The sequence below is a fragment of the Rossellomorea marisflavi genome, from assembly GCF_022170785.1.
Classification (GTDB): domain Bacteria; phylum Bacillota; class Bacilli; order Bacillales; family Bacillaceae_B; genus Rossellomorea; species Rossellomorea marisflavi_B.
In genome coordinates this window covers 3115331-3141911 of the sequence record NZ_CP081870.1, presented here as the reverse complement: position 1 = coordinate 3141911, position 26581 = coordinate 3115331, and the positions used below count along the sequence as shown (strand labels likewise).

The following is a 26581-nucleotide window of genomic DNA, read 5'->3' as shown; positions in this document are numbered from 1 at the left end:
GATGAGTTCATTGTTGAAGTCGGTATCGGTTGAGATGATCGAAATCATTCTCGAGAATGCGTTTGAGTGGCTTGTTGTCGTGGATGAGGGAGGGACGATCATCTATATGAACGACAGCTACTGCCGTTTCCTCGAGGTGGAAAGGGAAAGGGCCGTAGGAAGTCATGTCACGGAAATCATTGAAAACACACGCATGCATATCGTAGCGGCCAGCGGCAAAGAAGAGGTGGCCGACCTTCAATATATCAGGGGGAACTATATGATCGCCAACCGGATCCCCATCGTGGTGGATGGTCAGGTGATCGGGGCTTTCGGATCGGTCATATTCAGGGATACGAGTGAGTGGATGCAGATGAGTTCCCATGTGAAGAACATGATGTCAAAGATCCAGAGCTATATCCACGATATCAATAGCGGGGTGCGCTATACCCTGAACGACATCATCGGTGATTCAGAAGTGATGCTCGAGCTGAAAGAAAAAGTCCAAATGATTGCTCCAAGCGATATTTCCATTTTGATCAGGGGAGAGAGCGGGACGGGTAAAGAGCTCTTTGCCCACAGTATCCATCAGCTCAGTGAACGGAGCTCACAGCCTTTCATCAAAGTCAACTGTGCAGCCATACCGGAGCATCTTCTGGAATCAGAACTGTTCGGATATGAAGAAGGGGCATTCACAGGAGCGAAAAAGGGAGGGAAGAAGGGGAAATTCCAGCTTGCCCACAAGGGGACCCTCTTCCTCGATGAAATTGGGGACATGCCTTTGAATATGCAGGCGAAATTGCTCCGTGCCCTTCAGGAAGGGGAGGTGGAGGCAGTCGGTTCCACAAAGATCCAGCATGTGGACGTCCGGATCATAGCCGCCACGAACCGACCCCTTGAAACGCTTATGGAAGAAAAGCGATTCCGCAGCGACTTGTATTACCGGATCAATGTGATCCCTTTTCATATCCCCTCCCTTAAAGAGCGTAAGGGGGATCTTTCAAGACTTGCCTCCTTCTTTCTTGAGAAATCAATCAAATCCTCTGGGAAGCGGATCAGTGGATTCGAAGGGGATGTACTGGAAATATTCAAATCCCACAGCTGGCCGGGGAACCTGCGGGAACTGGAAAATGTGATCCATGCCGCTACCTATCTCACCTCTGGCACCGAAATCAAAGTCAATGCCCTTCCTTCTTATTTGAAGGTGGGGAATGTGTACAAACCAGGGTCGAAATCATTAAAGGAAATGATGGAAGAAACAGAACGTGCCATATTGGAAGAAACGATCCGAACTCATCCTGATAAACGGAAAGCTGCCCGTGTATTGGGGTTGGGGAAATCAAGCCTGTATGAAAAATTGAACAAATATCACCTCCAATGAAGGTGGTGTCCGGAATATCGGACTGTTGTCCGGATTTCCGGAAATAGGATGAAAGTGGCAGGTTTGTGCGTGCCGAAAAAGCAGGAGGGAGAATCTGTCCGGAATACCGGACAGATTTTTTTCAGATGAAGAGGGAAAGACCGATAGACAAAAAGAATCCGTATGTTAGAGTTTTTTAAAATAAGTCTAAAACGTGACAGAATGGGAAAATGAACCGCGTAATAGAGAAGACTCCAATTAATTTTCCGAATAGTTAAAAACTTGGCACGAACCTTGCAAGTACATTATGTGAAAGGGAACAAAACCCGATTGGTGGGTGCTAAAAGATGTAAACGATTACAAAAACAAAGGGGGAGCAAGAATGTTAAGTATGATCGGCCTTATTGGAGGACTTTTACTATTAATCTATTTAACGATGAAAGGCATGAATATCCTGGTTGTCGGTCCGGTAGCAGCACTGTTTGTGGCAATCCTCAGCGGCATGCCTCTTTTCCCGCAGCTGGCTGCAGAAGGGGAAGCGGATCTCGTAACGAACTATATGGGTGGGTTCACGGGATTTGTAGCGGCTTGGTATCTCATGTTCCTGCTCGGTTCCGTATTTGGTAAGGTGATGGAGGACAGTGGTGCAGCAGACAGCGTATCCCGCTTCGTTGTCGAGAAAATGGGAATGAAATATGCAGTACTTGCCGTCGTGGCATCCTGTGCCATCTTGACGTATGGCGGAGTCAGCCTGTTCGTCGTCGCCTTTTCTGTCTATCCTATGGCACTGAGCCTATTCAAGCAGGCGGATCTTCCAAGGCGCTTCATCCCGGCTGCCCTGGCCCTCGGGTCCGTCACCTTCACGATGACGTCTGCCGGATCTCCGGAGATCCAGAACTGGATCCCGATTGAATATCTTGGAACCACACCTTATGCCGGATGGGAAGTCAGCATCATCGTCGCGGTCTTCATGGCCTCGTTCGGCTACTGGTGGTTGAAACGCATGATCAAGAAAGCACTGGCCAAAGGGGAGCGTTTTGAAGCGAGAAAAGAAGATCCAATCATCGATGAAGGGCGTCCGCTTCCGAATCCGATCATGGGTCTGATCCCGCTCCTCGTCGTCCTTGGATTATCCTTTGCTTTCCATGATTCTTTGAAGCAATCGGCGCTCATCATCGCCCTACTTGGCGGTGTCATCACGACGTATCTTCTGAACAGGAAGTATTTCAAAGGCTTCTGGGGAGCGGTATCTGAAGGAACGGTCGGTGCACTGATCGCCATCGGAAACACGGCAGCAGTCGTCGGTTTCGGCGGTGTGGCCAAAGCGGTTCCTGCGTTTGAAACGGCTGTTACAGCTATGACGAACATCCCAGGGTCTCCATTGATTGGGGGAGCGATAGCGGTCAGTGTCATTGCCGGTATGACGGGATCATCCTCGGGTGGTCAGGCAATCGCGCTGCCACTGCTCGCGCCTCACTACATGGATATGGGTGTGAATCCGGAAGCACTGCACAGGGTCGTATCGATTTCGTCCGGGGCATTGGATTCCCTGCCGCATAATGGCTATGTCGTCACGACGATCCGTTCGATCTGTAATGAAACCCATGAAGCGGCCTATGGGGCTGTAGGGGCATTGACGGTCATCGTGCCAGCGATAGGGGTGGTCATTGCCATCATCCTATTCTCACTTGGATTAGGTATTTAAGAAAGGAGTTCCATCATGGTAGAAAATAAAATCGTATTCATCACAGGAGCTGCGCAAGGCATCGGGTATGAGATCGGCAGGGAGTTCGCGGTCAAGGGAGCGAAGGTCGTCCTGACCGATCTTGATGAAAAGAAAGTGGAAGAAGCTGCAAGCTCCCTCCGTAAAGAGGGCTTCGAGGCCAAAGGCATTAAATGCGACGTGACGTCCGAAGAGGATATCCGCGGAGCAGTAAACAGGACGGTGGAGGCATACGGTCGGGTCGATGTGCTGATCAATAATGCAGGGCTTCAGCACGTCGCCCATATCGACGAATTCCCCACCGAAAAGTTTGAACTGCTCATCAAAGTGATGCTCACCGCACCCTTCATGGCCATCAAGGCGGTATTGCCCCATATGAGGGATCAGCGGTGGGGACGGATCATCAATATGGCTTCCATCAATGGCCTCATCGGTTTTTCCGGCAAGGCTGCGTATAATTCGGCGAAGCACGGCGTCATCGGGTTGACGAAGGTTGCCGCACTTGAAACGGCAGACCAGGGGATCACGGTCAACTCCGTATGCCCGGGGTATGTCGATACCCCCCTCGTCCGGAATCAGCTCGCAGACCTTGCCTCCACTAGGGGAGTGGAGATCGATAAGGTCGTAGAAGAAGTGATTTACCCCCTTGTTCCTCAGAAGCGCCTTCTCGATGTGAAGGAAATTGCGGATTACACCCTATTCCTCTGCAGTGATGCGGCGAAGGGCGTGACCGGTCAATCGGTCGTACTCGATGGGGGCTACACCGTCCAATAGAAGATCGAAAGCGGCGTTCCCCCGGTGTGACAGGTGAACGCCGCTTTTCCTGTTATTTGGACCCCAAGAATAAAAAGGGCTTGCGTGAAGGTATACAATTGACTAAAATAGACCATATATATGATAGTACTATATGAGACGTTGATCAGGAGTAGTAATGATGAGTCCCGGAGCAGAGAGTTGACGGCTGGTGAAAGTCAATCGGAAGACCTCATGAACTCGCCTGTTGAGTCGCAGATCTGAATGGAGTAGGATCTGCCGTTTGCCGCGTTATGGTTGAATGAAGCTGAGTGCGCGTACACTAATGTGGGTGGTACCGCGGGAGTATAAACCAAACTCTCGTCCCAAATATCTTATTTGGGGCGGGAGTTTTTTGTATTTCAAGGCAATGGCCCCGATCTCCAGCTATCGAAGAAAGTAAAACCACTAAGGAGGTCTCACGATGAGTTTTAATCATAAGCAAGTCGAGACGAAATGGCAGAAACACTGGGAAGAAAACAAGACATTCAAAACGACGGAAGACCCTGGGAAGAAAAAGTTCTATGCCCTTGATATGTTCCCATATCCTTCTGGAGCCGGGCTTCATGTAGGACATCCGGAGGGCTTCACGGCGACGGACATCCTCTCAAGGATGAAGCGCATGCAGGGCTACAATGTCCTCCACCCGATGGGCTGGGACGCATTCGGCCTACCGGCTGAACAATATGCACTGGATACGGGGAATGATCCTGCCATCTTCACGGAGCAGAACATCAACAACTTCCGCAGACAGATCAAATCCCTCGGGTTCTCTTATGACTGGGACCGCGAAGTGAATACAACGGATCCGGATTACTATAAATGGACGCAATGGATCTTCCTTAAGCTGTATGAAAAAGGTTTGGCATACGTGGACGAAGTAGCTGTCAACTGGTGCCCTGCTCTCGGTACGGTCCTTGCCAATGAAGAGGTCATCGACGGGAAGAGCGAACGTGGCGGCCACCCGGTCGAGCGCCGTCCGATGAGACAGTGGATCCTTAAAATCACAGCCTATGCCGATCGTCTTCTCGAAGACCTGAATGATGTGGACTGGCCGGAGAGCATCAAGGATATGCAGCGCAACTGGATCGGACGTTCAGAAGGCGCGGAGGTTGTCTTCAACATCGATGGCCACGATGAATCATTCGACGTATTCACCACCCGTCCCGATACGATCTTCGGCGCAACCTACGCGGTCCTTGCACCGGAGCATCCCCTTGTAGAAAAGATCACAACAGGGGAGCAAAAAGAGAAGGTAGAAGCGTATCTCGACAAAGTGAAAGCAAAGAGCGATCTTGAGCGTACGGATCTTGCCAAAGAAAAAACGGGTGTATTCACCGGTGCCTACGCCATCAATCCGGCGAATGGCAAACAAATGCCGATCTGGATTGCCGACTATGTTCTCATGAGCTACGGTTCAGGAGCCATCATGGCGGTACCTGCACATGATGAACGGGATTATGAGTTCGCAAAAGAATTCGATCTTCCCATCATCGAAGTGGTTTCAGGCGGAGATATCGACAAGGAAGCCTACACAGGAGATGGGGATCACGTCAACTCCGACTTCCTCGATGGATTAGGGAAAGAAGAGGCCATCACAAAGGCGATTGCGTGGCTTGAAGAGAAGAGTATCGGTACGAAAAAAGTGACCTATCGCCTCCGTGACTGGCTGTTCAGCCGTCAACGTTATTGGGGTGAACCGATTCCAATCATCCACTGGGAAGATGGCACGGCCACAGGAGTACCTGAAAGCGAGTTGCCGTTGATCCTTCCGAAGACGACGGAAATCAAGCCTTCAGGCACAGGTGAATCCCCACTTGCCAACATCAGCGACTGGGTGAACGTCACCGATCCCGAAACAGGTAAGAAGGGCCGTCGTGAAACGAACACGATGCCACAATGGGGGGGAAGCTGCTGGTACTTCCTCCGCTACATCGATCCGCACAACAAAGAAGCCCTTGCAGATGCCGAGAAGATGAAGGAATGGCTTCCGGTTGATACGTATATCGGAGGCGCCGAGCATGCCGTCCTTCACCTTCTATACGCACGATTCTGGCATAAATTCCTTTACGATATCGGTGTGGTACCGACGAAGGAGCCGTTCCAGAAGCTGTTTAACCAGGGAATGATCCTTGGTGAAAACAATGAGAAAATGAGTAAATCCAAAGGCAACGTCGTCAACCCGGATCAAATCGTCGAGTCACACGGGGCAGACACACTCCGTTTGTACGAAATGTTCATGGGGCCGCTTGAAGCGTCTGTAGCATGGAGCACAAACGGTCTTGACGGAGCGAGACGATTCCTTGACCGTGTATGGCGCCTCCTTGTGGAAGAAGACGGGCAGCTCAGCGGAAAGGTAACGGACCGTCCGAATGAAAAACTCGATAAAACCTATCATCAAACCGTCAAAAAGGTGACCGAGGATTATGAAGGACTCCGCTTCAACACGGGAATCTCCCAGCTCATGGTCTTCATCAACGATGCATACAAAGCCGATGAACTTCCAAAGGAATATGTCGAAGGCTTCATTAAACTCTTGTCTCCGATCGCCCCTCATATGGCAGAAGAGCTTTGGAGCAAGCTCGGACATGAAGGGACCATTTCATATGAAGCGTGGCCGACATTCGATGAGTCGAAACTCATCGACAACGAAGTGGAAATCGTCCTTCAAGTGAACGGAAAGGTCCGTGCAAAAGTGATGATCCCGACAGACATGAACAAGGAAGACCTTGAACAGCTGGCGAAGGACCATGAAGAAATCAAAGCCCAGATCGAAGGGAAAACGGTCCGTAAAGTCATCGCCGTACCAGGTAAGCTCGTCAACATCGTGGCGAACTAGTTTGTTTCCGGCAGCACCTTTGCTATAATCATGGTACGAACCGTGAAAGGAAGATGATGATGCAGGAAATCAAAACCATTACAACAGATGAACTTCAAAAGAAACTCGAAAACGGAGAAACGCTCGAACTCGTCGACGTACGAGAAGATGAAGAAGTGGCCGAGGGCATGATTCCTGGCGCACGTCACATCAAGATGGGCGATATCCCCGATTCACTCGATCATTTCGATACAGACAAAGAATATTTCCTGATCTGCCGTTCCGGTAACCGAAGCGGAAATGTAGCTCACTACCTTCAAGACCAGGGTTACAAGGTCGTCAACATGGAAGGCGGCATGCTGGACTGGTCAGGGAGTACAGAACCAAAAAAATAAGCTGATGAGAGGACGTCCATTACGGGCGTCCTCTTTTTTAGGTTTATTTGTTTGAATAATAAGAAAAATGTCCATACTGGTAGCAAAAACGGGAGTGGTGAACGTGATACAGGTGAAAGTGTTCGATTATGAGCATGAAAAGGATCTGGAGCAGGATATGAACGGTTTTTTGAAGGAGCTGGATGAGAAAAAGATCGTGGATATCAAGTACCATGTAGCCGCCCTGCCTGAAGATGACGAAGAACAGATCTACTGCTTTTCTGCCATGGTGATCTATAAGAAATAAAACAGAAGAAGCTGGGACAAAGGTGTTTCAATCATAGTAAAACCCGAATTTACTTGCTTGCGGAAAGGCAAATAAATTCGGGTTATTGTATTCATTCATGCTCATCTATATTTCATTGTTTCTAGCGGTTGATTGGAATGCGAGACGAAGACTCCTGCGGAAAGAGTAGCTGATGTGAGACGGACTGCCAAGGAGGCTCACGGGCTACCCGCGGGAAGTGAAGTCTTGCACGGAAATCATGAGCGGCATACAGAACCTAGACTGATCGTGTTCGTCACTACATGTCACCTTTTTTCGTTTTGTCCCCACCGCTATGCAGCTCATTTAGGACTGCGCAAGGGCTGCATTGGACCCTGCTAGACGACCGGTGACGAGCGCGGAGGTGATATTATATCCGCCGGTATAGCCGTGAATATCAAGCACCTCTCCACAGAAGAAGAGTCCGTTCATTTTTTTGGATGCCATCGTCTTTGGTTCGATCTCCTTGATGGACACCCCACCGCCTGTGACGAAGGCCTTATCGATGGATAGGGTCCCGTTCACGGTGAATGTGAAGTGCTTCAGCAACCGGGCGAATTGGCGGAGGTGATCGACTGCGAGGTGATCACCCTTCTCATCGAGGTCGATCCCGGACTTCTCCAATAGAAAATGAAGGTAGCGCTCTGGCACGAGGCCCTTGAACAGGTTTTTGGCCGACTTTTTCCCATCGGTCTTCACCTGCTTGTGGAGGCGCTGGAACAGCTGTTCATCGTGCTCATCGGGGAAGGAATCCACTTCCATCGTGACATGGGTGAGGTTCCATTTCTTCATGGCCTTGACCACATACTGACTGCACCGGAGGACGGCCGGACCCGAGATGCCGAGATGGGTGAAGATCATATCCATGCGGTGGGTGATGATCTTTTTCCCTTTGGGGTTCATCACGCTGAGCGCCACGGAGCGGAGGGAGAGTCCCTGGAGCTCCTTGCGCTTGACGAACGTCTCATCGGATGTGAGGGGGACTTCCGTCGGGAAGAGGTCGGTGACGGTATGCCCTGCTTTCTCTGCCCACGGGTAACCGTCCCCGGTGGATCCGGTATGGGGAACGGATTTACCGCCAACGGCCACGACAACGGCAGCAGCGCCGAGTTCATCCCCATCCTTCAGTCTTACGCCGACGGTTGCGCCGTCTTCATACAGGATCTCATCCACGGTCGTACTTGTACGGATCTGGACGTCGAGCCTTTTCATCTGATCGAGGAGGGCTTCGACGACATCCATCGCCCGGTTGGACACAGGAAACATCCGGCCGTGATCCTCCTCCTTGAGGGCGATCCCGAGATTCTCGAAAAAGGAAATGATATCTTCATTGCTGAATTCGGAGAACGCACTGTAGAGGAATCGGCCGTTCCCCGGGATATGCTTGATGATTTCGTCCACAGGTAAGCGGTTCGTTACGTTGCATCGTCCGCCGCCTGAAATGGCGAGCTTACGGCCGAGCTTCGTCCCCTTATCGATCAGGAGGACACGGGAACCCTTCTCGGCAGCGGCAATGCTTGCCATGAGACCGGAGGGACCCCCTCCGATGACGATGACATCATATGTTTTTTTCATTGATTACACCAACTTCTATTCTGATAAGATTGTTTGTTTGAATGGAAAAAGACCCATTAAGGTTCTCTTTATTTTAAATGGGCTTGTTTTGAAAAACAACCATCCGAAAAAAATTGTCATTCGTTTCATACAGTAGTAAACTACTCATAGTGTGTAAATTTCAGAGTGTTTATTCCAAGTCTCTTTTTTGAGAATAAGTGCAACAAGGTAAATTGAGAGGGATACTATGTCATCAAAACTAATTCGCGGAACGTTTATTTTGACGCTCGGGACCTTTATTTCCAAGTTTTTGGGTCTTTTTTATGTTATACCGTTCGACCGTTTATTGAGGGGACATGAAGAAGGGGCCTCCCTTTATCAGTACGGCTATGTTCCTTACACTATATTCTTGACGGTGGCGACGGCCGGAGTGCCGCTTGCCGTGTCGAAGTTCGTATCAAAATATAATGCCATAGAAGAGTATGCGGTAGGTAGGCGGTTGTTCAAGTCGGGCCTTTTCCTCATGACCATCACGGGGATCGTTTCCTTCCTCATCATGTATGCTTTCGCTCCGATCTTTGCCGAGATGACCATCAAGAGCGATGACCAGGTCATCACGGTCGCTCAGGTGACGACGGTCATCAGGGCTGTGAGCTTCGCCCTGATCATCATCCCGTTCATGAGTTTGATCCGGGGGTTCTTTCAGGGGTATCAATCCATGGGACCGACGGCGCTCTCCCAGGTCGTCGAACAGATCGTCCGGATCATCTTCCTCCTCGGAGGGATCTATGTGGTCTTGAATGTCATGAACGGCACCGTGACGACGGCCATCAGTGTCGCCACATTCGCGGCCTTCATCGGAGGGATCGCAAGCCTGGTCGTCCTCATCTGGTACTGGTTCAAACGGAAGCCGCAGCTGGACGAGCTCATGCTCGAAGACAAAGGCCAGGTGCAGGTTTCCCTGCGCTCCATGTACAAGGAGATCATTGCGTATTCCGTCCCGTTCATCTTCGTTGGACTGGCGAACCCACTCTTCCAGCTTGTGGATCAGATCACGTTCAATACGGCCATGGCAGATATCGGAAATGCCCGGGTTTCTGACCATGCATTCGCCGTTTTGAATTTCTACACGCATAAATTGGTCATCATACCGGTGTCGCTCGCGACGGCGTTTTCCATGACGTTGATTCCATTGATCACCACGTCCTATACGAGCGGTGACCGGAAGACGATGAGACGGAATATCGATCAGACCTTCCAGATCCTTTTGTTCCTGACCGTGCCGGCAGCCCTCGGCATTGCGCTTCTTGCCGAACCGACGTATACGATGTTCTATCATAGCGATGCACTCGGTACATCCGTACTGCGGGCATACGCACCGGTTGCCATCCTATTCTCCCTGTTTGCCGTCACGGCGGCAATCCTGCAGGGGATCGATGAGCAGAAGTTCACGATCTTCAGCTTGCTTGTGGGGTTATTATTGAAGCTAAGCCTCAATATCCCCCTCATCAAACTGTTTGAAACGGAAGGGGCGGTCCTTGCCACCTCCATCGGCTATATCGTGGCGATCCTGATCAATCTCTATGTGATCAAGAAATACGCCCGGTATCAGTTCAGGCTCATCATCAGGAGGACGGCATTCATCGCTGCGATCAATATCGTCATGGCAGTCGTCGTACTGGCCATCTACTGGCTACTTGTGAAATTCCTGAACCCGGCTTCAGGATTCCAGTCGATCTTCATCGTCGCCATTTGCGGCGGCGTCGGCGGACTCGTGTACTTCTACATCAGCATGAGAAGCAGGTTAGCGGACAAGCTATTCGGAGATCGCATTACCCGCTTACGAAGCAAATTACGAATCGGATAAACCACAAAGGGGATGATCACTCATCCCCTTTTCAATTAGAAGGAGAGTGACGCATCATGCGTATTGATAAAATGCTGGCCAATATGGGCTATGGAAGCAGGAAAGAAGTCAAGAAGCTGCTGAAAGAAGGCGGACTTCAAGTGAACGGGGAAGTCGTCAAGGACGGGAAGAGCCATGTGAATCCGGAAACCGACACCGTCGTCCTGCACGGGGAAGAAGTGCAGTACAGGGAGTTCATCTATCTCCTCATGCACAAACCACCGGGCGTCATTTCCGCTACGGAGGATCAGAACGATGAAACGGTCATCGACCTCCTTCAGATGGAAGACCAGATCTTTGAACCATTTCCAGTAGGCAGGCTCGATAAAGACACAGAGGGCTTGCTGCTTCTTACAAACGATGGACAGCTGTCCCACCAGCTTCTATCACCGAAACGGCACGTTCCGAAAACCTACTATGCCCGCATTGAGGGCAAGGTCACGGAATCCGACGTGAAGGCATTTGCCGCCGGCGTGACCCTCGATGATGGGTATGAAACCAAGCCCGGCAAACTGACAATCCTAGAATCTGCACCTCAATCCGAAATCGAACTAGTGATCACAGAAGGCAAATTTCATCAGGTGAAAAGGATGTTCGAAGCTGTCGGGAAGAAAGTGACCTACTTGAAGCGCATCTCCATGGGACCACTTGGACTCGGGGACCTCGAGCTCGGTGAGTACCGGGAGCTGACGGAAGAAGAAGTGACGATGCTGAAGGAATATAAACCGGAATGAACGAAGGCGGCTCCTGATGGGGTCGCTTTTTTTGTTCGTGGGGGTGGATGCATGCTGGTATACATGAGAACGCAGAAGTTGATAAAAGTGAAGTGAGAAACAAGTCGGCAGGCGAGTTAGTGGCGAAGGAATGTGTGTACTGGCTGTGCACGAACACGAAGCGTGGAGAGGACAGGGGAGTTGTGAGTATCGTACGTTAGTGCAGCTGAATGGTAGATTAAAGAGCGGTTTCGTACATAAGGGTGGTTAATCGCAAATAGAATTTGCCCGGCAAAAGTCATTCGTAAATAAAATTTGAAATGTCACAAATAAATTCAGAAAAGTCGAAATTAAATCTTTTGAATTCGCAAATAAGGTTGTTCTCAGGCTCTGAGTTTGGTGGGAAGGAAGAGAAAATCCTCATAAAGCGAGTGCGAAGAAAGTCGTTATATGTCGATCGGGAAATTAGATACTATTCTGCCTTACATATTGCTTTAATAATGGGGAGGTTTACAAACAATCCACCATTATCGCCCGTATCAACAAAAAGTCGCAAATAAAGAATCGGATTGTATATCTGGATGTAAGCCAAAAGCCCGAAAAGGCAAAGGGCGCCTTCCCGGGGTTCTGTCTTATGCTTGTCGCCTCAGGGCGAAGCCCCTGTGCTTTTCTATATGTCCAGCTCCGGCGGGTTGCCCCTCGAGGTCATAAGCCAAAACCCCCAAAAAGGCAAGGAGCGCCTTTCCGGGGGTTTCGTCTTATGCTTGTCGGGCCAGACCGACCCGCCTCCGCTTTTCTATAATCAACTTGTCATTTTTACTTTTTTTGTGGTTGTGGTCCAGTGCCCTCTTGTTGGGCTTTCGACCAGGTCGTTGTAGGCCAATACGTTGAGATCTCTTTGTATGGTGCGTGGAGTAATGCCAAATTCGTCTACAAGATCTTGAGTTGTTACTGTACCTTTCTTATTGATGTACATGTATACAGCCTTGATTCTATTCAGCATACGATTGGTTGAAGGTTTCAAGAAACCACTCCCTCATCATTATTCCAAAGGCAAAGACTACAGTGTCTACTGTGCACCACACGTGCTACCTAAGTACTAAGCGCTTTAGACAACCCCTTTTGTTGACCGCGGTTCCGGGTCATTTTATAAATTTGAAATGTCAGACAACTACATTGTAACGCTATTCCAGAAAAATATCTAGGGAATTGTTCGATTTCATCCATTTAAATGGATGGGATTGGTTCTAGAATATGTTTGTATTTGAAAAAACATGTAGGATGAAGTGAATTTTCTTGTTGTTCCTGTTTGGTTTTACAAGGCAAACAGTATAAAATGGGAGGGAGAAAACTATTACATATAGAGCAGGTGTTAGAATGACGATTAACTGGATGAATGAAGTGGAAAACCGAAAGGACGAATTACTGAAGGATCTTCAGAAATTCTTGCAAATCAAAAGCGTCATGGATGAAGAAGATGCTACGGAGGAAGCTCCCCTTGGTAAAGGAGTGAAGGAAGCATTGGACTATATGCTTTCTCTTGGGGAAAAGGATGGTTTCACACCGAAGAATATCGGCAATCTTGCCGGGCATCTTGAGTTCGGTGAGGGAGAAGACCTTCTTGGGATCCTCTGCCACGTCGATGTGGTCCCTGAAGGGGATGGATGGAGTGTCGATCCGTTCGGCGGCGAAATCAAAGACGGGAAAATCTTTGCGCGTGGTGCCATTGATGATAAGGGTCCGACCATGGCGGCGTATTATGCCATGAAGATCGTGAAGGAACTCGGCGTCCCGTTCAACAAGAGGATCCGCATGATCATCGGGACGGATGAAGAGAGTGATTGGAGATGCGTCGATCACTACTTCGAGAATGAAGAAATGCCGACAATGGGCTTTGCGCCGGATGCCGACTTCCCGATCATCTATGCTGAAAAAGGGATCGCGGACTATGATCTCGTCCAGGAAGGTACACGGGATGCAGAAGCTGAAGGAATCCGCGTAAAGCACTTTGAATCCGGCCGTCGCTACAATATGGTGCCGGATCATGCGAAAGCTGTCCTTCGCATGGAGGAAGATCATACGAAATGGGTGCAATACTTTGACACCTTCACGAAGGAAGAAGGCATCAAGGGTGACTGCTTCATGGAAAATGGGGAGCTTGTCATCACGATGGAAGGTGTATCGTCCCACGGGATGGAGCCTGATAATGGGAAGAACGCAGGCCTTTACCTGGCGGCATTCCTCAGCAAGCTGCCCCTCGCTCCTTATGAGGCTGAATACTTCGGGTTCACGGCCGAGCATTTCTTCAAGGATTCACGTGGTGTCCAGCTTGGGGTGAGCTTTACGGATGATATCACCGGTGATTTGACCATCAATGTCGGGAAACTCCGCTTCTCCGAGGAAGATGGGGGCCGAATCGGGTTGAACATGCGTTATCCTGTTACATTCGATATGGTAAAAGGACGCAAGATCCTCGACGCAATCGAAGGGTACACCATCGAAAACTTTGATGACAGTGAACCTCACCATGTATCGGCAGATGATGACTTCGTCCGTACCCTGCAAAAGGTTTATGAAGATCAGACGGGTGAGAAAGCGGAACTCCTCAGCATCGGTGGAGGTACCTATGCAAGGAGCCTTGAAACCGGCGTGGCATTCGGTGCCCTGTTCCCGGGACGTGAAGACATTGCTCACCAAAAAGATGAATATATGTATATCGAAGATTTGCTGAAAGCGACGGCCATCTATGCCCAGGCCATCTACGAATTGACGTGTGAACAATCCTCCTGACGGGGAGTAATCTAGCGACAGACTATATATAAAGGGGAGTGCAGGATGGAAACAGTATTTGTGAATGGTGTATTGATGGATCGGAAAGAAGCGAAAGTCGATATCGAAGACCGAGGATACCAGTTTGGCGATGGAATCTATGAAGTCGTCCGGGTCTATGGTGGAAAGACGTTCACCATGAAAGAGCATATGGAACGTTTCTATCAGAGTGCTGAGAAGATCAAGCTCCATATCCCTCACGAGATGGATGAGCTCACCGGATTGATCAACCGTTTGATCGAAGCCAATTCGATCCATGACGGAATTGTTTACCTTCAGGCTACTCGCGGGGTCGCCTCCCGTCAGCATCACTTCCCGGCATCTGATGTGAAAGGCAGTGTTGTCGCCTACACGAAAGAAGTGCCCGTACCACAGTCTCAGATGGATCAGGGTGTCACGGTGAAGCTTATCGAAGATGTTCGCTGGCTGCGATGTGACATCAAGAGCCTGAATCTCCTCGGCAATCTTCTTGCCAAGGAGGAAGCTGCATCTGAGGGGCATTTCGAGGCAATCCTTCACAGGGGAGATCTTGTGACGGAAGGATCTTCTTCTAATGCATTCATGGTGAAAGACGGAGTCGTGAGAACCCATCCTGCCACAAACCTGATCCTGAACGGGATCACGAGAAGGGTGATCCGGGACGTCGCAGGTTCAGAAGGGATCCCGTTCCAAGAGGACGCTTTTACCCTTGATGAGCTGTTGTCTGCAGATGAAGTCTTCATCGCAAGCACCACGTCCGAGGTGATGCCTGTTGTGAAGATCGGTGAACGCCTTGTAGGGGAGGGGCTTCCCGGGGCTGTCACGAGAAAACTCCAGGGGGCTTTCAGGAAGCGGATCGAGCAAGAGGCTCCGGTGGCCCATTGATCGGGAGAATCCTTTGAAAGCCATTTATTCACAGCCTTTCATGCAGACAGAGCGCCGCATAGAGGAAGAGACGCAGAAAACGATCGAGACGGTCGGATACATCCATTTGTACAAGGATAGAATCGAGACCCCTTCCAATGTTTTCGTCATAGGCGATGTGTTCGACGTGACCAGCAGGTCGCTATCGGCAGGCTACTGTTTCTTGTATCTCCACACCATCATCGGTGTGCGGACCTTCGTTATCAAATCTTCACCAGACCGCTTCATCCTTCACTACCGTTCATTGAAATGAGCGCAGGCAAAAAGGACCCTCCGTTTTCAAACGAAGGGTCCTTTCCTTTATCTAAAAGCTGAGGCTGACTGCTCAGACCGGCCATTGGGATTAAACGGTCTCAGAGAATCAAAAACGGAAGAGATCGCTTGAAAGGTAACGTTCTCCCGTATCGCATGCTATGCATACCACAACCTGATCCGGGGATAGCTTCTTCGCCACTTCGATGGCAGCGTAGCAGGCAGCGCCTGAGGATGGGCCGACAAGGATCCCTTCTTCGCTGGCCATCCTCCTGGCAATATCATAAGCTTGTTCATCCTCGATCCTATGGATTTCATTATAGATCTCCGTATTCAGGATTTCCGGAACGAAGCCCGGGCTTGTGCCGACGAGTTTATGCTTACCCGGCTTCCCTCCAGAGAGGACGGGGGATCCGGCCGGTTCCACGACGTGGATGTCGAGGTCGGGATAATACGTCCTCAAGCCTTCTCCTGTTCCGGTGATTGTACCTCCAGTACCTGCAGTGGCTACAAATGCGGCCAAGGGCTTGCCGATTTGTTCCATGGCTTCTGCGATCTCGATGGCGGTCGATTGCCTGTGCGCGTCAGGATTGGCGTGATTCTCGAACTGCATGGGCATGAAGCCGTTCTCGATGGACTCCGTCAGTTCCTTTGCTTTCGCGATTGCGCCAGGCATCTTCTCATCACCCGGGGTGAGAACCACTTCGGCTCCGTACGCCTTGAGAAGGTTGATCCGTTCCTGCGTCATCGTGTCAGGCATCACGAGGATTGCCCGGTACCCTCTTGCGGCTGCATTCATGGCGAGGCCGATGCCCGTGTTACCGCTCGTCGGCTCAATGATGGTGGCCCCTTCTTTCAATAGGCCGGCTTTTTCCGCCTCTGTGATCATATGGTAAGCGGCCCGGTCCTTTACACTCTTACTTGGATTATAGAATTCCAGTTTCACGTACACGTCCGCTCCTTCTGCCGGAGCCAATCGATTTAGTTTCACAAGGGGGGTATCCCCGATCAAATCAGCGATGTTTTGCACAACTTTCATGATGAACATCCTTTCTGTCTTGTCTTATCGTTACTTTCTATCCTACTCAATCCTATAAATTCTATCAAATAAATCAGCTTTGCGGGTCATTTCCCATGTATTTCCCTCTGTACTGGTTCTCTAGGTTCTCACATTTTGCTATGATGGATATACATCAAGAAAGGACGGATGATATGCGACAGCCCCATTATTTCTTTGCCCTCCCCATCCCGGAAGAAGAAAAGCTCCGTTTGGCGGATCAAGCAGACGCGTTTCCATTCAGAAAGCCGGTCCACCATCAGGACTTTCATTTGACACTGGCGTTCCTAGGGGGTTCCGGAGCCGACGCCCTGGACCTCGCCAAGTCCAAGGTGCGGGAAGTTTCAAGGGAGCATGACCCCTTCACATTGACCTTCAGTGGCTTTAACTTCTTCGGGCGAGAGGAAGCACCGCGAATCTTCTGGATGGGGGTTGAACCCTCTTATGAGCTCAATCGACTGAGGGCGGCGGTTTATGATGCCTGCCTGGACGCAGGATTCGAGTTGGACCCACGCCCGTTTGCTCCCCACATCACCGTGGCGCGCAAATGGGGGGGAGAGTATGCGTTCCATGAGCGTTCTCCAGAAATCGAACCACTTCATATCGAATTCCCCGTAGAACACGTTGTCCTGTACCGGACACGACTGGAACACATCCCAAAATACGAGCCGGTGGCGACGTTCCCATTGAAAGGGCTGACATCGGAAGAAAGAGGAGAACCTCATGGCACAGCTCATTAAACTGCAGGACTACATTTCCAGATATGAAATGGATCTTTACCGCTATCCTACCCAATTTGTCCGGCTGAAAAAACAGCAGTGGGAAAAAATGAAGGATCACTGGGAAAATGGCGACACCCATGAGGAAGCGCATAGTGCGATGGAGGAGAAAGAAACCGTAAAAGATCGATTGTTTTCCTTTTTTAAGAGAAGGGGCGATCAAGAAGAGATCGAGGACTTGACCATGTATGCAGAAAGTGATGATGAGGAGGAATTCGCCATCGATGCTGAAAGGGTGGAGGCTTCAACCGAGGATGAGTTGAAGCAAGTGTTTCTCGAGAATATCATGGATTTTCAGCTGAAATGGGCGAGTTCGACCATTTCACAACGTTCGTATGTGGACAATAGCTATTATTATGATGAACGGTTGAAGTATCTTCTTCAGCGGTTCCCGGATAATATCTTGGTGCTCTATCATCCGATTCTCAAGATCAAAAAAGCCCCTGTTGAATTTGAAACGATCCTCGTCACCCCGACGGCTGTTTGGTGCCTGACCTTCCTGGAGTTCGAGGAGGGCACCGCGTATATCGGAGGGAAGGATCATTTCTGGCTGAAGAAGTGGGGACGGGAAGAAGAGAGAGTGCTGAATCCCCTGATCACCCTGCAACGAATGGAAACGATCATTGATCAGATCCTGCGCTTTGCCGGTGTGGACCTCCCTATACATAAAGGAGTCATCTGCAGAAACGGGTACATCGATTATCCCCAGGCTCCCCACCATGTCCATCTTTTGGACAAACGGAAGCATGAAGGATGGTTCGAATCCCTGCGATCCATATCGTCCCCCATCAAGGGCGTCCAGCTCAAGGCTGCCCAGGCCATTCTCGACTATGGACATACCACGTCCTTCAAACGGATCGGCATGGATGAAGACCGATTCGTCGGGGAAGAGCCGTGAAGACCTTCTACCTTGTCAATCCCGCAGCCAAAAATCGAGGGAGTACAGAAGCCTGGGAACGATTCCGCATGGAGCAAGGGATCATCCATGAGTCCTTCGTCACCCGGCATCCGTCTGAAGTGAATCAGGTGGTCCGGGATCTAGTGGAGAGGTATCCCGACGAGACCTTGCTACTTGTAGGGGTGGGAGGTGACGGAACGATGAAATCCATCATCAGCGCGTCGATTGGTTTCCCTCAGGTGATCATCGGGTATATTCCTTCAGGAAGCGGGAATGATTTTGCAAGGGGATACAATTGGCCGCGGAAGCCACGTGAGGCAGAAAGCCGGATAAAATCTGGATCGCGTCACGCCTCCTTGATGGATGCAGGTGTATTTCAACTCCCTGCGGAGCCGAATGGGCACTTTGTGAATAATATAGGAATAGGATTCGATGCCCGGGTAGCGGGCCGTGCCAATCATTCCCCATGGAAGAAACGGCTTAACCGGGTTTCCCTCGGGAAGCTCATCTATCCCATCATTCTGGTGAGGGAAGCCCTTACGTTCCAGCCCTTCTCCCTGCAGGTCCGGAGAGATGGAGAAGATAGTATGTACGACAAGGTTTGGTTCATGACAGTATCCAACCATCCGTATTTTGGAGGCGGCATGAAGATCGCCCCCGATGCCCATCCGGATGACGGCATGTTGGATGTGACCGTCGTGGCCGGACTCGGCCGCCTTAAGCTCATTGCGGTCTTTCTTTCTGTATTTGTGGGAAAACATACGGTGTTTAAAGAAGTTCATACATTCCGCACGCGGGAAATGGTCGTGCAGGCGGATGGGGATCCCGAAATCCATGCTGATGGAGAATCGTGTGGGACACTTGCTGTGAATGGACGCATGGGCATCAGGGTGCTCCCGTCCAGTTGGAAAATGATGAATGGAAGAGGGTGAGCAGGTGTTCAATATCAGTCGTCATTATGAAGCGTTTATGGATACATTCACGACCGTCACGATCATTATCCCCCATGATCGAGTCGGGGGTGAGGAGGATTTTCATATAGTGAAGGGAGACATAACGATCCCGCTGGAGATAAAGGAAGAAATCCAGCTTGAGCACGCAAGGAAAATCGTGACCTCACTTCCGGAAGAGCTCGATCTTGAAGAGGCCTGCGAAGTGGTCGATGCGAACGGGATCAAGACCGACCTCCAAGTCGGGGCCGTCATCAGGACGGATGCCTTCGATGAGCGCTACTACTATGATGGCGAAGACCTCGGCGTACGGAAAGTGGAAGGATGCTTCCGGTTTAAACTGTGGGCACCTACTTCGTCGGCGGTCAGACTCAAACTGATGTCGGAAAACGGTGAGGAAACGGAACGCGACATGACGCGAGAAGAAAAAGGGGTGTGGACCCTGGACATCCATGAAGACGTGGAAGGGTTTTGTTATTCCTATCTCACCTGCATCAATCTCGTCTGGAAGGAAGCCCTGGATCCCTATGCCGTAGCGGTTTCGTTCAACAGCCGCTGGTGTGTGGTCGCGACCGGACTCGGACCACCTTGTACATCCCTTCCGCCTGTTTCATCCCCCGTCGATGCCATCATTTATGAGCTCCATGTACGGGACTTTTCCGCAGGGGAAGAAGGCGGCATGAACGCAAGGGGGCGCTATGGTGCCTTTTCCGAGCGTGGAACCAAGACGCCTGCTGGGTACTCAAGCGGAGTCGACTATCTCAAGGAGCTCGGGATCACGCATGTGGAGCTTCTGCCTGTCAATGACTTCGGGGGCGTGCCGGATGATCCATCCGAGGAAGAATACAATTGGGGTTACAACCCATTATTTTTCAACGTCCCGGAGGGCAGCTACAGCTCGGATCCCGGAGAGCCCCTTGTCCGGATAAAGGAATTGAAAGACGTGGTGAACAGTCTTCATGATGAGGGGATCAGGGTCATCATGGATGTCGTCTACAACCATGTGTTCATAAGGGAAGAGTCCTCGTTTGAAAAAATCGTGCCTGGTTACTTTTTCCGTCATGGTGAAAACGGGTTGCCTTCCAACGGGACCGGCGTAGGGAATGATTTTGCCTCGGAGCGGCTCATGGCGAGGAAGTTTATCAAGGACTCGATCCGTTTCTGGATCAAGGAATACGGGTTCGATGGCTTTCGGTTCGATCTTATGGGGATCCTTGACGTGACAACGATGAATGAGGTGTCGGATATCGCGCGGGAATCGGGTCTTATCGTCATCGGGGAAGGGTGGGACCTGAATACCCCTATCCCTCAGGAAGAAAAGGCGAATCTCCGCAATGCACGGTTGCTCCCGAACGTGGGACAGTTCAATGATTGGTTCAGGGATACCGTCAAGGGGAGCACCTTCAATCTTCACGATAAAGGGTTCATCCTTGGACATAGCGGACTTGAAAAACAGGTGGCCCAGGTCCTTTCGGGAAGCGTCGGCATCCAGAGCCGGGACCAGGGGATCTTCGATGGGCCCATTCAATCCGTCAACTATATCGAATCCCATGATAATCACACCCTTTGGGATAAGATGAAGGCCTGCATGCATGAGAGCGAGGAACAGCTGTTCAAGCGGCAGTCCCTTGGCACCGCGATGGTCCTCCTATCGCAGGGGATTCCGTTCATTCACGCCGGTCAGGAGTTTTATCGTACAAAGGGAGGGCATGAGAACAGCTACAATGCCCCGGTTCGGATCAATCAGCTTGACTGGACGCGGAGGGAAGACCATGACAAATCCATTGCATATGTAAGGGGATTGATCGCTATACGGAAAGCCCACGGTGCCTTCAGGTTTCAGGAAGCACAACTGATCAGGCAGCATGTGAGCATCGTCACCGCTGAAAACCAATCTGTGGTCATCCGCTACTGGGAAGTCGGGGACTACGGACCTTGGAGTGAGATGATTCTTGCCTTCAATGGTGGAACAGAACCGGCCGCATTTGCACTTGGAGATGGGGAGGATTGGCTCTGCCTGGCAGAAGGGGACCGTGCGGATGCTGAAGGTCTAAACACGATTGAAGGAGATCATCTGGAGGTCGCCCCAATGACTGTCTCCCTTGCCGTGATGCTGTCGATTTCAGGTGCGCTTGACGAATAAGGAATATGACGATAAAATTGAACATAGATGGCTATTGATCTTATTGCCCAATAGCTATCTTTTTTATTTTATTTGAGATGAAATGTGAACAATCATATAAACATGACAAAGGACCAATAGAAGGTGAATATATTGGAACACTTATTTGACCAAGATTGGGAAATCGTCCCTGCGGGCGGTGCCACGGGGGAAGCCTTCTTTGCCCAATACCAGGAACAGAGGCTATTCCTCAAGCGGAATTCATCGCCGTTTTTGGCGGTATTATCCGCAGAAGGCATCACGCCGAAGCTTGTCTGGACAAAACGTCTGGAAAACGGGGATGTCATCACGGCTCAGCACTGGTTGAATGGCAGAGAACTGAAACCCGCAGAAATGAAGGAAGACAGGGTTGCCCGTCTGCTGAAAAAAATCCATACATCGAAACCTCTCTTGACGATGCTTGAGCGCCTCGGCACAGAGCCTTTTCAGCCTGATCATATGTTGACGGAACTTGAGACCAGTCTTGAATTCGACCTTCTAACATTGCCCGATGTCAAGAAAGCGATGCGTTTCCTTCAAGATGGCCTAGATGAGGTCCGTCAAGGCGAATATGTCGTCTGTCACGGGGACGTCAATCATAATAACTGGCTCCTTTCGGAACAGAATCAGCTATATCTCATTGATTGGGACGGCGCCATGATTGCAGATCCCGCCTTTGATGTCGGCCTGCTCCTCTATTGGTATATCCCTGAAGATCAATGGGAGGACTGGCTCCTCCAATATGGAACGGAACTGACGGATAGCCTGAAGCTTCGCATGAAATGGTATGTGGTCGCACAGACGATCCTCTTCATGCAATGGCATAAAGCCAAAGGCCGTTTTCATGAAATGAACCACTGGATCGAGTATCTGCACAAAATCATCTGATCATGAATAGTTGTTCATGTCCGACACCCACTGGGACAGGTTATCTTTGTTAGTGGTGATGTGATCGGATAGATCCGAAGACGAGATGCCGCTTTGACTGTACCGATAGATCTCTTCGAGTACGGGTTTGACGTTCTCGTGGATGTCTGCATTGACCATGAGGGACTTGACCAGTCTCTCGAGCTGTTCGCATTCGGATACGGAGCCACAGCAGTCCGTTTGATGATTACTCAGAATATCGGATAATAATTGCATTTGATTTTGAGCGTTGAGAGGCATGAAAGCCACCCTTTCTTTTGGGATTGAATTCAGATAGAGAAGGAATTCACTGATAGTGTGTGGATTCCTTTTTTTATTATGCGCGGCTCCAATGGATTTCATCTTGCACAACCATTGTGGTCGTGGTATGTTTTTGTTCGAATGACGTGCCCGTGGACAAGCAGGAAGCTTGCAGAATCGGGTGCGTGAAAAATGGAAAAAAGAGGTGTCTACATGCGTGTGCGTTACAAACCATGGGCAGCTGAAAAGCTCAGTGAACATTCCGGCATAGTAGTGGCGGAGCCCGATAAACTGAAAGGGAAATGGAATGAGTTCTTTGGGAACGACAACCCCATCCATATAGAGGTAGGAACAGGCAAAGGTCAATTCGTCACCGGTATGGGGAAACAGAACCCTGAGATCAACTATATCGGGATCGAACTCTACGAGAGTGTCCTCGTGACAGCCCTCGACCGGATCCTTGAGGAAAACGTGAGCAATGTGAAGCTCTTGAATGTCGATGCAAGGGATCTGAAGGAATTCTTCGATGATGGTGAGGTAGGACGGGTGTATCTGAACTTCTCGGATCCTTGGCCGAAAGCCCGCCACGAGAAGCGCCGACTTACGTATGAACATTTCCTCAAGCTTTATGAGGATATCCTGGTGGAAAACGGCGAAATTCATTTCAAGACCGATAATCAAGGGTTGTTCGAGTACTCGCTGAAGAGCTTTTCCTGGTACGGACTCCGACTGAATTACTTGAGCCTCGATCTCCATAACAGCGGGATGGAAGGTAATATCATGACGGAATACGAAGAAAAGTTCTCTGCAAAAGGGGACCGGATCTACCGGGTGGAAGCTCAATTCCAACACTCATGATCAGAAGGCTGTAGCTGCCGTTTACCGGCTTCTTCAGTCTTTTTTTCCTGTCTGCCGGATTCGCTCGGCCTACTTATGCTACACTTATGGGGAACAATAAGGGAGGAATGGAGAGATGGAAAAACGGATGATTGGTGATACAACGTTTCACTGGCTGAATGGCGGGGTGACCTTCATGGATGGGGGAGCCATGTTCGGGGTCGTGCCAAAGCCATTATGGTCAAGGAAGTACGATGTGAATGAGCGCAATCAGATCGAGCTGAGGACAGATCCGATCTTTTTCCGTTGGAACGGCAAGAACGTATTGATCGAGTCGGGCATCGGAAGAGGAAAATTAACAGACAAACAAAAGCGGAATTATGGGGTGGAAGAAGAATCTGATCTTGAATCTGACCTTCAGGCGCTTGGGGTATCGCCGGAAGAGATCGATGTGATCCTGATGACGCATATGCATTTTGATCATGCATGCGGGTTGACGAAACGCGAGGGCGAAGACTATCGCTCGGCCTTCCCGAACGCCGTCATCCATACATCACAGGTGGAATGGGATGAGATGAGAAACCCCAATATCCGTTCAAAGAATACATATTGGAAAGAAAACTGGGAGGCCGTTGAGCATCAGGTGATGCCATTTGATGGGCAGAAAGAAGTCCTGCCCGGTATCACGATGATCCATACCGGTGGGCACAGTGACGGCCATTCCATCATCCTATTGGAAACAGGAGGAGAAACGCTGATTCATATGGCCGACCTCATGCCGACGCACGCCCATAAGAATCCATTATGGGTGCTCGCGTACGACGACTATCCAATGACGTCGATTGGAGCCAAGGAAAAGTGGATCTCTCAGGCGATCGAAGGGGGATACTGGTTCCTCTTTTATCATGATGCCGTATATCGTGCCCTGAAATGGGATGAAGAGGGAAAAGTGTTGGACTCGGTTGAACGCATTAGGTGATGAATGGAAAAGATCCAAAGCCGGATGGCTTTGGATCTTTTTTTGATTATAAGGGGTAAACATCTAGGATGGTGCCACTCTTCACATCAGCGATGAATTCGAACTGTTCGAGTTCCCCGTCGATCCTGCGTGAAATGCCGCCTTTGAATACCTGTGTTTCAAATGTATGCTGCTTGAAGGACTCGGGCTTCATGCTGATCCATGAGCCATCGATCTTCCCGTCTTCTTTGAAGCGTTCTTTCACGCTTTTAAGTACTTTTTCCGGAGAAACGGTCTTATGATCCTTGGCGGCACCGCTGAGGACGATGCCCCCGACAGCTCCGACAGCCGCTCCTAATGCAAATGATTTCCAGTTCATCCATTCTTCCCTCCAAAAGCACGGCTGAGACATGGAATGCCTCCCCGATATTTTCTACATGATAAGACCATTCTAACAAAGAACACGGAAAAAAGAGAATCTTATTTGAATCCAATCGGTGGTAAGAGGTGCGAAAGTTCTGTAAAATGGTCGTATACATAAAAAGATGTGAAAACGAAATGGGGTAAATGATATGAATCAGGGTACATTGGAATTATTCAAAACATTGACAGAACTGCCTGGTGCTCCGGGTAACGAACATGCTGTGAGGGCCTTCATGAAAGAACAGCTCTCCGCCTACTCGGATGAACTTGTACAGGATCGCCTTGGAGGCGTATTCGGTGTCAGGAAAGGGGACAGTGATGCTCCGGTTGTCATGGTGGCCGGACATATGGATGAAGTGGGCTTCATGGTGACCTCCATCACGGAAAACGGGATGCTGCGCTTTCAGACCCTCGGAGGCTGGTGGAGCCAGGTGCTCCTCGCCCAGCGCGTTCAGATCATCACAGACAACGGACCGATCACCGGCGTGATCGGAAGCATCCCACCTCACCTTCTGGGAGAGGCTCAGCGATCGAAGCCGATGGATATCAAGAACATGCTCATTGATATCGGTGCAGATGACAAAGAGGACGCCCTCCGGATCGGGATCAAACCTGGCCAGCAGATCGTACCGATCTGTCCGTTCACACCGATGGCCAATGAGAAGAAGATCCTGGCGAAGGCATGGGATAACCGTTACGGTTGCGGACTGTCCATCGAGCTTCTGAAGGAACTCCATGGTGAACAGCTTCCAAACACGCTTTACTCTGGTGCCACCGTTCAGGAGGAGGTAGGATTGAGGGGGGCGCAGACGGCGGCCAACATGATCAATCCGGATCTATTCTTTGCCCTCGATGCCAGCCCGGCCAATGATATGTCAGGGGATAAAAATGAATTTGGACAGCTCGGGAAAGGGGCCCTTCTCCGGATCCTCGACCGTTCCATGGTCACTCACAGGGGCATGAGGGAATTCGTCCTAGATACGGCTGAAACCAATTCCATCCCTTATCAATACTTCGTCTCCCAGGGAGGAACGGATGCAGGCCGTGTCCACATGTCCAATGAAGGCGTGCCGAGTGCGGTCGTAGGGATTTGTTCTCGCTACATCCACACCCATGCATCCATGATCCATATCGATGATTATGCCGCCGCGAAAGAATTGATCGTAAAGCTAGTGAAACAGTGTGACCGTTCCACAGTGGAAACCATCCGCAGTAACGGATGATGGAGAGACCGCCCGGTAACCCAGGCGGTCTTCTTTTATGAAAAAGGGGGTAAAGAAATGAAGGATTTCGGAGTGGGGACGACCAATCCGGCAAAAGTGTCGGCGATTCAGAAGGCAATCGGTCCAGGAGCCGTCATACATCCGGTTGAAGCGGAGTCGGGGGTCAGTGCACAACCGTTTTCGGATGAAGAGACGATCAGGGGAGCGGTGAACCGGGCGAGGAACAGTATTGGAACCTTTCATGCGGGCATCGGTCTCGAAGGAGGGGTGGTTGATACGCCTTCAGGCCTTTTCCTCTGTAACTGGGGAGCATTGGTAGACGCCGAGGGCCGCGAATTCATTGCAGGCGGAGCGCGCATCCTCCTTCCTGATGAGCTGGCAGATGACCTTCGCGGAGGCATGGAGCTTGGACCTCTGATGGATGCTTATACGAAACGGGAAGGGGTGCGGCACCAAGAGGGGGCTGTGGGGGTTTTCACAAACGGTCTGGTGACGAGGGAGGCGATGTTCATCCATGTGGTTATCCTCCTGATCGGCCAATGGGAATATGCTCAAATCAAGCAAGATAGACGCTGTGATACCTGACTTGGCCCATACCAA

The 26581-nt window shown here is 50.4% G+C and carries 25 protein-coding genes and 1 other annotated feature; of the genes, 20 read left to right on the top strand and 5 right to left on the bottom strand.

What is annotated here, in order from left to right; genetic code table 11:
* The first annotated feature begins 1 nt into the window (after window position 1).
* From K6T23_RS16370 to K6T23_RS16345, 6 genes are all read left to right on the top strand, one after another.
* Entirely contained in the window at window positions 2-1360 is a 1359-nt protein-coding gene (locus K6T23_RS16370; RefSeq protein ID WP_056534793.1) for a sigma-54 interaction domain-containing protein, read from the top strand.
* 361 nt (window positions 1361-1721) lie between these two features.
* Complete coding sequence (locus tag K6T23_RS16365) at window positions 1722-3044, top strand: GntP family permease (RefSeq protein WP_056534795.1); 1323 nt, start codon at window positions 1722-1724, stop codon at window positions 3042-3044.
* Window positions 3045-3059: 15 nt separating this feature from the next.
* Entirely contained in the window at window positions 3060-3836 is a 777-nt protein-coding gene (locus K6T23_RS16360) for a 3-hydroxybutyrate dehydrogenase (RefSeq protein ID WP_238281790.1), read from the top strand.
* A gap of 132 nt (window positions 3837-3968) precedes the next feature.
* Window positions 3969-4186: a binding site (T-box leader), on the top strand.
* Window positions 4187-4278: 92 nt separating this feature from the next.
* Window positions 4279-6693, top strand: a complete 2415-nt coding sequence (gene leuS / locus K6T23_RS16355; RefSeq protein WP_238281787.1) for a leucine--tRNA ligase — start codon at window positions 4279-4281, stop codon at window positions 6691-6693.
* A gap of 59 nt (window positions 6694-6752) precedes the next feature.
* Complete coding sequence (locus tag K6T23_RS16350) at window positions 6753-7067, top strand: rhodanese-like domain-containing protein (RefSeq protein ID WP_056534800.1); 315 nt, start codon at window positions 6753-6755, stop codon at window positions 7065-7067.
* A gap of 103 nt (window positions 7068-7170) precedes the next feature.
* The gene (locus K6T23_RS16345; RefSeq protein WP_048007400.1) at window positions 7171-7353 is read left to right on the top strand and encodes a sporulation protein Cse60; all 183 of its coding nucleotides are present in this window, start codon (window positions 7171-7173) and stop codon (window positions 7351-7353) included.
* Between the two features lie 324 nt (window positions 7354-7677).
* On the opposite strand, the gene K6T23_RS16340 is transcribed toward K6T23_RS16345, so the two are convergent.
* Window positions 7678-8946: a BaiN/RdsA family NAD(P)/FAD-dependent oxidoreductase gene (locus K6T23_RS16340; protein ID WP_238281785.1), complete on the bottom strand. Its 1269-nt coding sequence runs from the start codon at window positions 8944-8946 to the stop codon at window positions 7678-7680.
* A 226-nt stretch (window positions 8947-9172) separates the two neighbouring features.
* On the opposite strand from K6T23_RS16340, the gene K6T23_RS16335 reads away from it, so the two are divergent.
* On the top strand, window positions 9173-10792 hold the full coding sequence (locus K6T23_RS16335; protein WP_056534803.1) for a putative polysaccharide biosynthesis protein: 1620 nt from the start codon (window positions 9173-9175) through the stop codon (window positions 10790-10792).
* Between the two features lie 56 nt (window positions 10793-10848).
* Entirely contained in the window at window positions 10849-11565 is a 717-nt protein-coding gene (locus K6T23_RS16330) for a pseudouridine synthase (RefSeq protein WP_238281783.1), read from the top strand.
* A 781-nt stretch (window positions 11566-12346) separates the two neighbouring features.
* Here K6T23_RS16330 and K6T23_RS16325 read toward each other — a convergent pair.
* Window positions 12347-12568, bottom strand: coding sequence for a DeoR family transcriptional regulator (locus tag K6T23_RS16325; RefSeq protein WP_056534809.1), 222 nt, complete (start codon window positions 12566-12568; stop codon window positions 12347-12349).
* Between the two features lie 353 nt (window positions 12569-12921).
* Between K6T23_RS16325 and pepV the strand changes: the two genes are divergently transcribed.
* From pepV to K6T23_RS16310, 3 genes are read left to right on the top strand one after another with little or no spacing between them, the layout of a single operon-like run.
* Window positions 12922-14334 (top strand): dipeptidase PepV, encoded by a 1413-nt coding sequence (gene pepV, locus K6T23_RS16320; RefSeq protein WP_238281781.1) that lies wholly within the window; start codon window positions 12922-12924, stop codon window positions 14332-14334.
* Between the two features lie 45 nt (window positions 14335-14379).
* Window positions 14380-15237: a D-amino-acid transaminase gene (gene dat / locus K6T23_RS16315; RefSeq protein ID WP_238281779.1), complete on the top strand. Its 858-nt coding sequence runs from the start codon at window positions 14380-14382 to the stop codon at window positions 15235-15237.
* Between the two features lie 13 nt (window positions 15238-15250).
* A complete protein-coding gene (locus tag K6T23_RS16310; protein WP_056534815.1) occupies window positions 15251-15529 on the top strand; it encodes a hypothetical protein in 279 nt (92 codons plus the stop codon).
* Between the two features lie 108 nt (window positions 15530-15637).
* Here the strand turns inward: K6T23_RS16310 and cysK are convergent, their stop codons facing one another.
* Window positions 15638-16567, bottom strand: a complete 930-nt coding sequence (gene cysK, locus K6T23_RS16305) for a cysteine synthase A (protein WP_056534817.1) — start codon at window positions 16565-16567, stop codon at window positions 15638-15640.
* Between the two features lie 173 nt (window positions 16568-16740).
* Here cysK and thpR point away from each other — a divergent pair, with 173 nt between their 5' ends.
* The 5 genes from thpR (at window position 16741) to K6T23_RS16280 (ending at window position 22261) form a co-directional block, all read left to right on the top strand.
* Window positions 16741-17325: an RNA 2',3'-cyclic phosphodiesterase gene (thpR, locus tag K6T23_RS16300; RefSeq protein WP_056534819.1), complete on the top strand. Its 585-nt coding sequence runs from the start codon at window positions 16741-16743 to the stop codon at window positions 17323-17325.
* Window positions 17309-18262, top strand: a complete 954-nt coding sequence (locus tag K6T23_RS16295; protein ID WP_056534821.1) for an NERD domain-containing protein — start codon at window positions 17309-17311, stop codon at window positions 18260-18262. Before thpR ends, K6T23_RS16295 begins: the two co-directional genes overlap by 17 nt.
* Entirely contained in the window at window positions 18259-19194 is a 936-nt protein-coding gene (locus K6T23_RS16290) for a diacylglycerol/lipid kinase family protein (RefSeq protein ID WP_238281777.1), read from the top strand. The genes K6T23_RS16295 and K6T23_RS16290 overlap by 4 nt, the downstream gene beginning before the upstream one ends.
* Window positions 19195-19198: 4 nt before the next feature.
* Window positions 19199-21355: a type I pullulanase gene (pulA, locus tag K6T23_RS16285; protein WP_238281775.1), complete on the top strand. Its 2157-nt coding sequence runs from the start codon at window positions 19199-19201 to the stop codon at window positions 21353-21355.
* Window positions 21356-21487: 132 nt separating this feature from the next.
* Window positions 21488-22261 (top strand): phosphotransferase family protein, encoded by a 774-nt coding sequence (locus tag K6T23_RS16280; RefSeq protein ID WP_056534826.1) that lies wholly within the window; start codon window positions 21488-21490, stop codon window positions 22259-22261.
* On the opposite strand, the gene K6T23_RS16275 is transcribed toward K6T23_RS16280, so the two are convergent.
* Window positions 22262-22540 carry a YtzH-like family protein gene (locus K6T23_RS16275; RefSeq protein WP_053427717.1) on the bottom strand — a complete coding sequence of 93 codons (279 nt, stop codon included), beginning with the start codon at window positions 22538-22540 and terminating at the stop codon, window positions 22262-22264.
* A 213-nt stretch (window positions 22541-22753) separates the two neighbouring features.
* On the opposite strand from K6T23_RS16275, the gene trmB reads away from it, so the two are divergent.
* Window positions 22754-23398: a tRNA (guanosine(46)-N7)-methyltransferase TrmB gene (gene trmB, locus K6T23_RS16270; RefSeq protein WP_238281773.1), complete on the top strand. Its 645-nt coding sequence runs from the start codon at window positions 22754-22756 to the stop codon at window positions 23396-23398.
* Window positions 23399-23513: 115 nt separating this feature from the next.
* Window positions 23514-24356, top strand: coding sequence for a YtnP family quorum-quenching lactonase (locus tag K6T23_RS16265; protein ID WP_056534830.1), 843 nt, complete (start codon window positions 23514-23516; stop codon window positions 24354-24356).
* 46 nt (window positions 24357-24402) lie between these two features.
* On the opposite strand, the gene K6T23_RS16260 is transcribed toward K6T23_RS16265, so the two are convergent.
* A complete protein-coding gene (locus K6T23_RS16260; RefSeq protein WP_056538342.1) occupies window positions 24403-24714 on the bottom strand; it encodes a hypothetical protein in 312 nt (103 codons plus the stop codon).
* Between the two features lie 193 nt (window positions 24715-24907).
* Between K6T23_RS16260 and K6T23_RS16255 the strand changes: the two genes are divergently transcribed.
* A complete protein-coding gene (locus tag K6T23_RS16255; RefSeq protein ID WP_056534831.1) occupies window positions 24908-25981 on the top strand; it encodes a M42 family metallopeptidase in 1074 nt (357 codons plus the stop codon).
* A gap of 57 nt (window positions 25982-26038) precedes the next feature.
* The gene (locus tag K6T23_RS16250) at window positions 26039-26566 is read left to right on the top strand and encodes a DUF84 family protein (RefSeq protein WP_056534833.1); all 528 of its coding nucleotides are present in this window, start codon (window positions 26039-26041) and stop codon (window positions 26564-26566) included.
* Window positions 26567-26581 lie beyond the last annotated feature (15 nt).

What these genes read in the sequence shown, in the direction of transcription:
- K6T23_RS16370 (WP_056534793.1), top strand. Translation starts at nt 2, where the DNA reads ATGAGTTCATTGTTGAAGTCGGTATCGGTTGAGATGATCGAAATCATT.
- K6T23_RS16365 (WP_056534795.1), top strand. Translation starts at nt 1,722, where the DNA reads ATGTTAAGTATGATCGGCCTTATTGGAGGACTTTTACTATTAATCTAT.
- K6T23_RS16360 (WP_238281790.1), top strand. Translation starts at nt 3,060, where the DNA reads ATGGTAGAAAATAAAATCGTATTCATCACAGGAGCTGCGCAAGGCATC.
- leuS (WP_238281787.1), top strand. Translation starts at nt 4,279, where the DNA reads ATGAGTTTTAATCATAAGCAAGTCGAGACGAAATGGCAGAAACACTGG.
- K6T23_RS16350 (WP_056534800.1), top strand. Translation starts at nt 6,753, where the DNA reads ATGCAGGAAATCAAAACCATTACAACAGATGAACTTCAAAAGAAACTC.
- K6T23_RS16340 (WP_238281785.1), bottom strand. Translation starts at nt 8,946, where the DNA reads ATGAAAAAAACATATGATGTCATCGTCATCGGAGGGGGTCCCTCCGGT.
- K6T23_RS16335 (WP_056534803.1), top strand. Translation starts at nt 9,173, where the DNA reads ATGTCATCAAAACTAATTCGCGGAACGTTTATTTTGACGCTCGGGACC.
- K6T23_RS16330 (WP_238281783.1), top strand. Translation starts at nt 10,849, where the DNA reads ATGCGTATTGATAAAATGCTGGCCAATATGGGCTATGGAAGCAGGAAA.
- pepV (WP_238281781.1), top strand. Translation starts at nt 12,922, where the DNA reads ATGACGATTAACTGGATGAATGAAGTGGAAAACCGAAAGGACGAATTA.
- dat (WP_238281779.1), top strand. Translation starts at nt 14,380, where the DNA reads ATGGAAACAGTATTTGTGAATGGTGTATTGATGGATCGGAAAGAAGCG.
- cysK (WP_056534817.1), bottom strand. Translation starts at nt 16,567, where the DNA reads ATGAAAGTTGTGCAAAACATCGCTGATTTGATCGGGGATACCCCCCTT.
- thpR (WP_056534819.1), top strand. Translation starts at nt 16,741, where the DNA reads ATGCGACAGCCCCATTATTTCTTTGCCCTCCCCATCCCGGAAGAAGAA.
- K6T23_RS16295 (WP_056534821.1), top strand. Translation starts at nt 17,309, where the DNA reads ATGGCACAGCTCATTAAACTGCAGGACTACATTTCCAGATATGAAATG.
- K6T23_RS16275 (WP_053427717.1), bottom strand. Translation starts at nt 22,540, where the DNA reads ATGCCTCTCAACGCTCAAAATCAAATGCAATTATTATCCGATATTCTG.
- trmB (WP_238281773.1), top strand. Translation starts at nt 22,754, where the DNA reads ATGCGTGTGCGTTACAAACCATGGGCAGCTGAAAAGCTCAGTGAACAT.
- K6T23_RS16265 (WP_056534830.1), top strand. Translation starts at nt 23,514, where the DNA reads ATGGAAAAACGGATGATTGGTGATACAACGTTTCACTGGCTGAATGGC.
- K6T23_RS16260 (WP_056538342.1), bottom strand. Translation starts at nt 24,714, where the DNA reads ATGAACTGGAAATCATTTGCATTAGGAGCGGCTGTCGGAGCTGTCGGG.
- K6T23_RS16255 (WP_056534831.1), top strand. Translation starts at nt 24,908, where the DNA reads ATGAATCAGGGTACATTGGAATTATTCAAAACATTGACAGAACTGCCT.
- K6T23_RS16250 (WP_056534833.1), top strand. Translation starts at nt 26,039, where the DNA reads ATGAAGGATTTCGGAGTGGGGACGACCAATCCGGCAAAAGTGTCGGCG.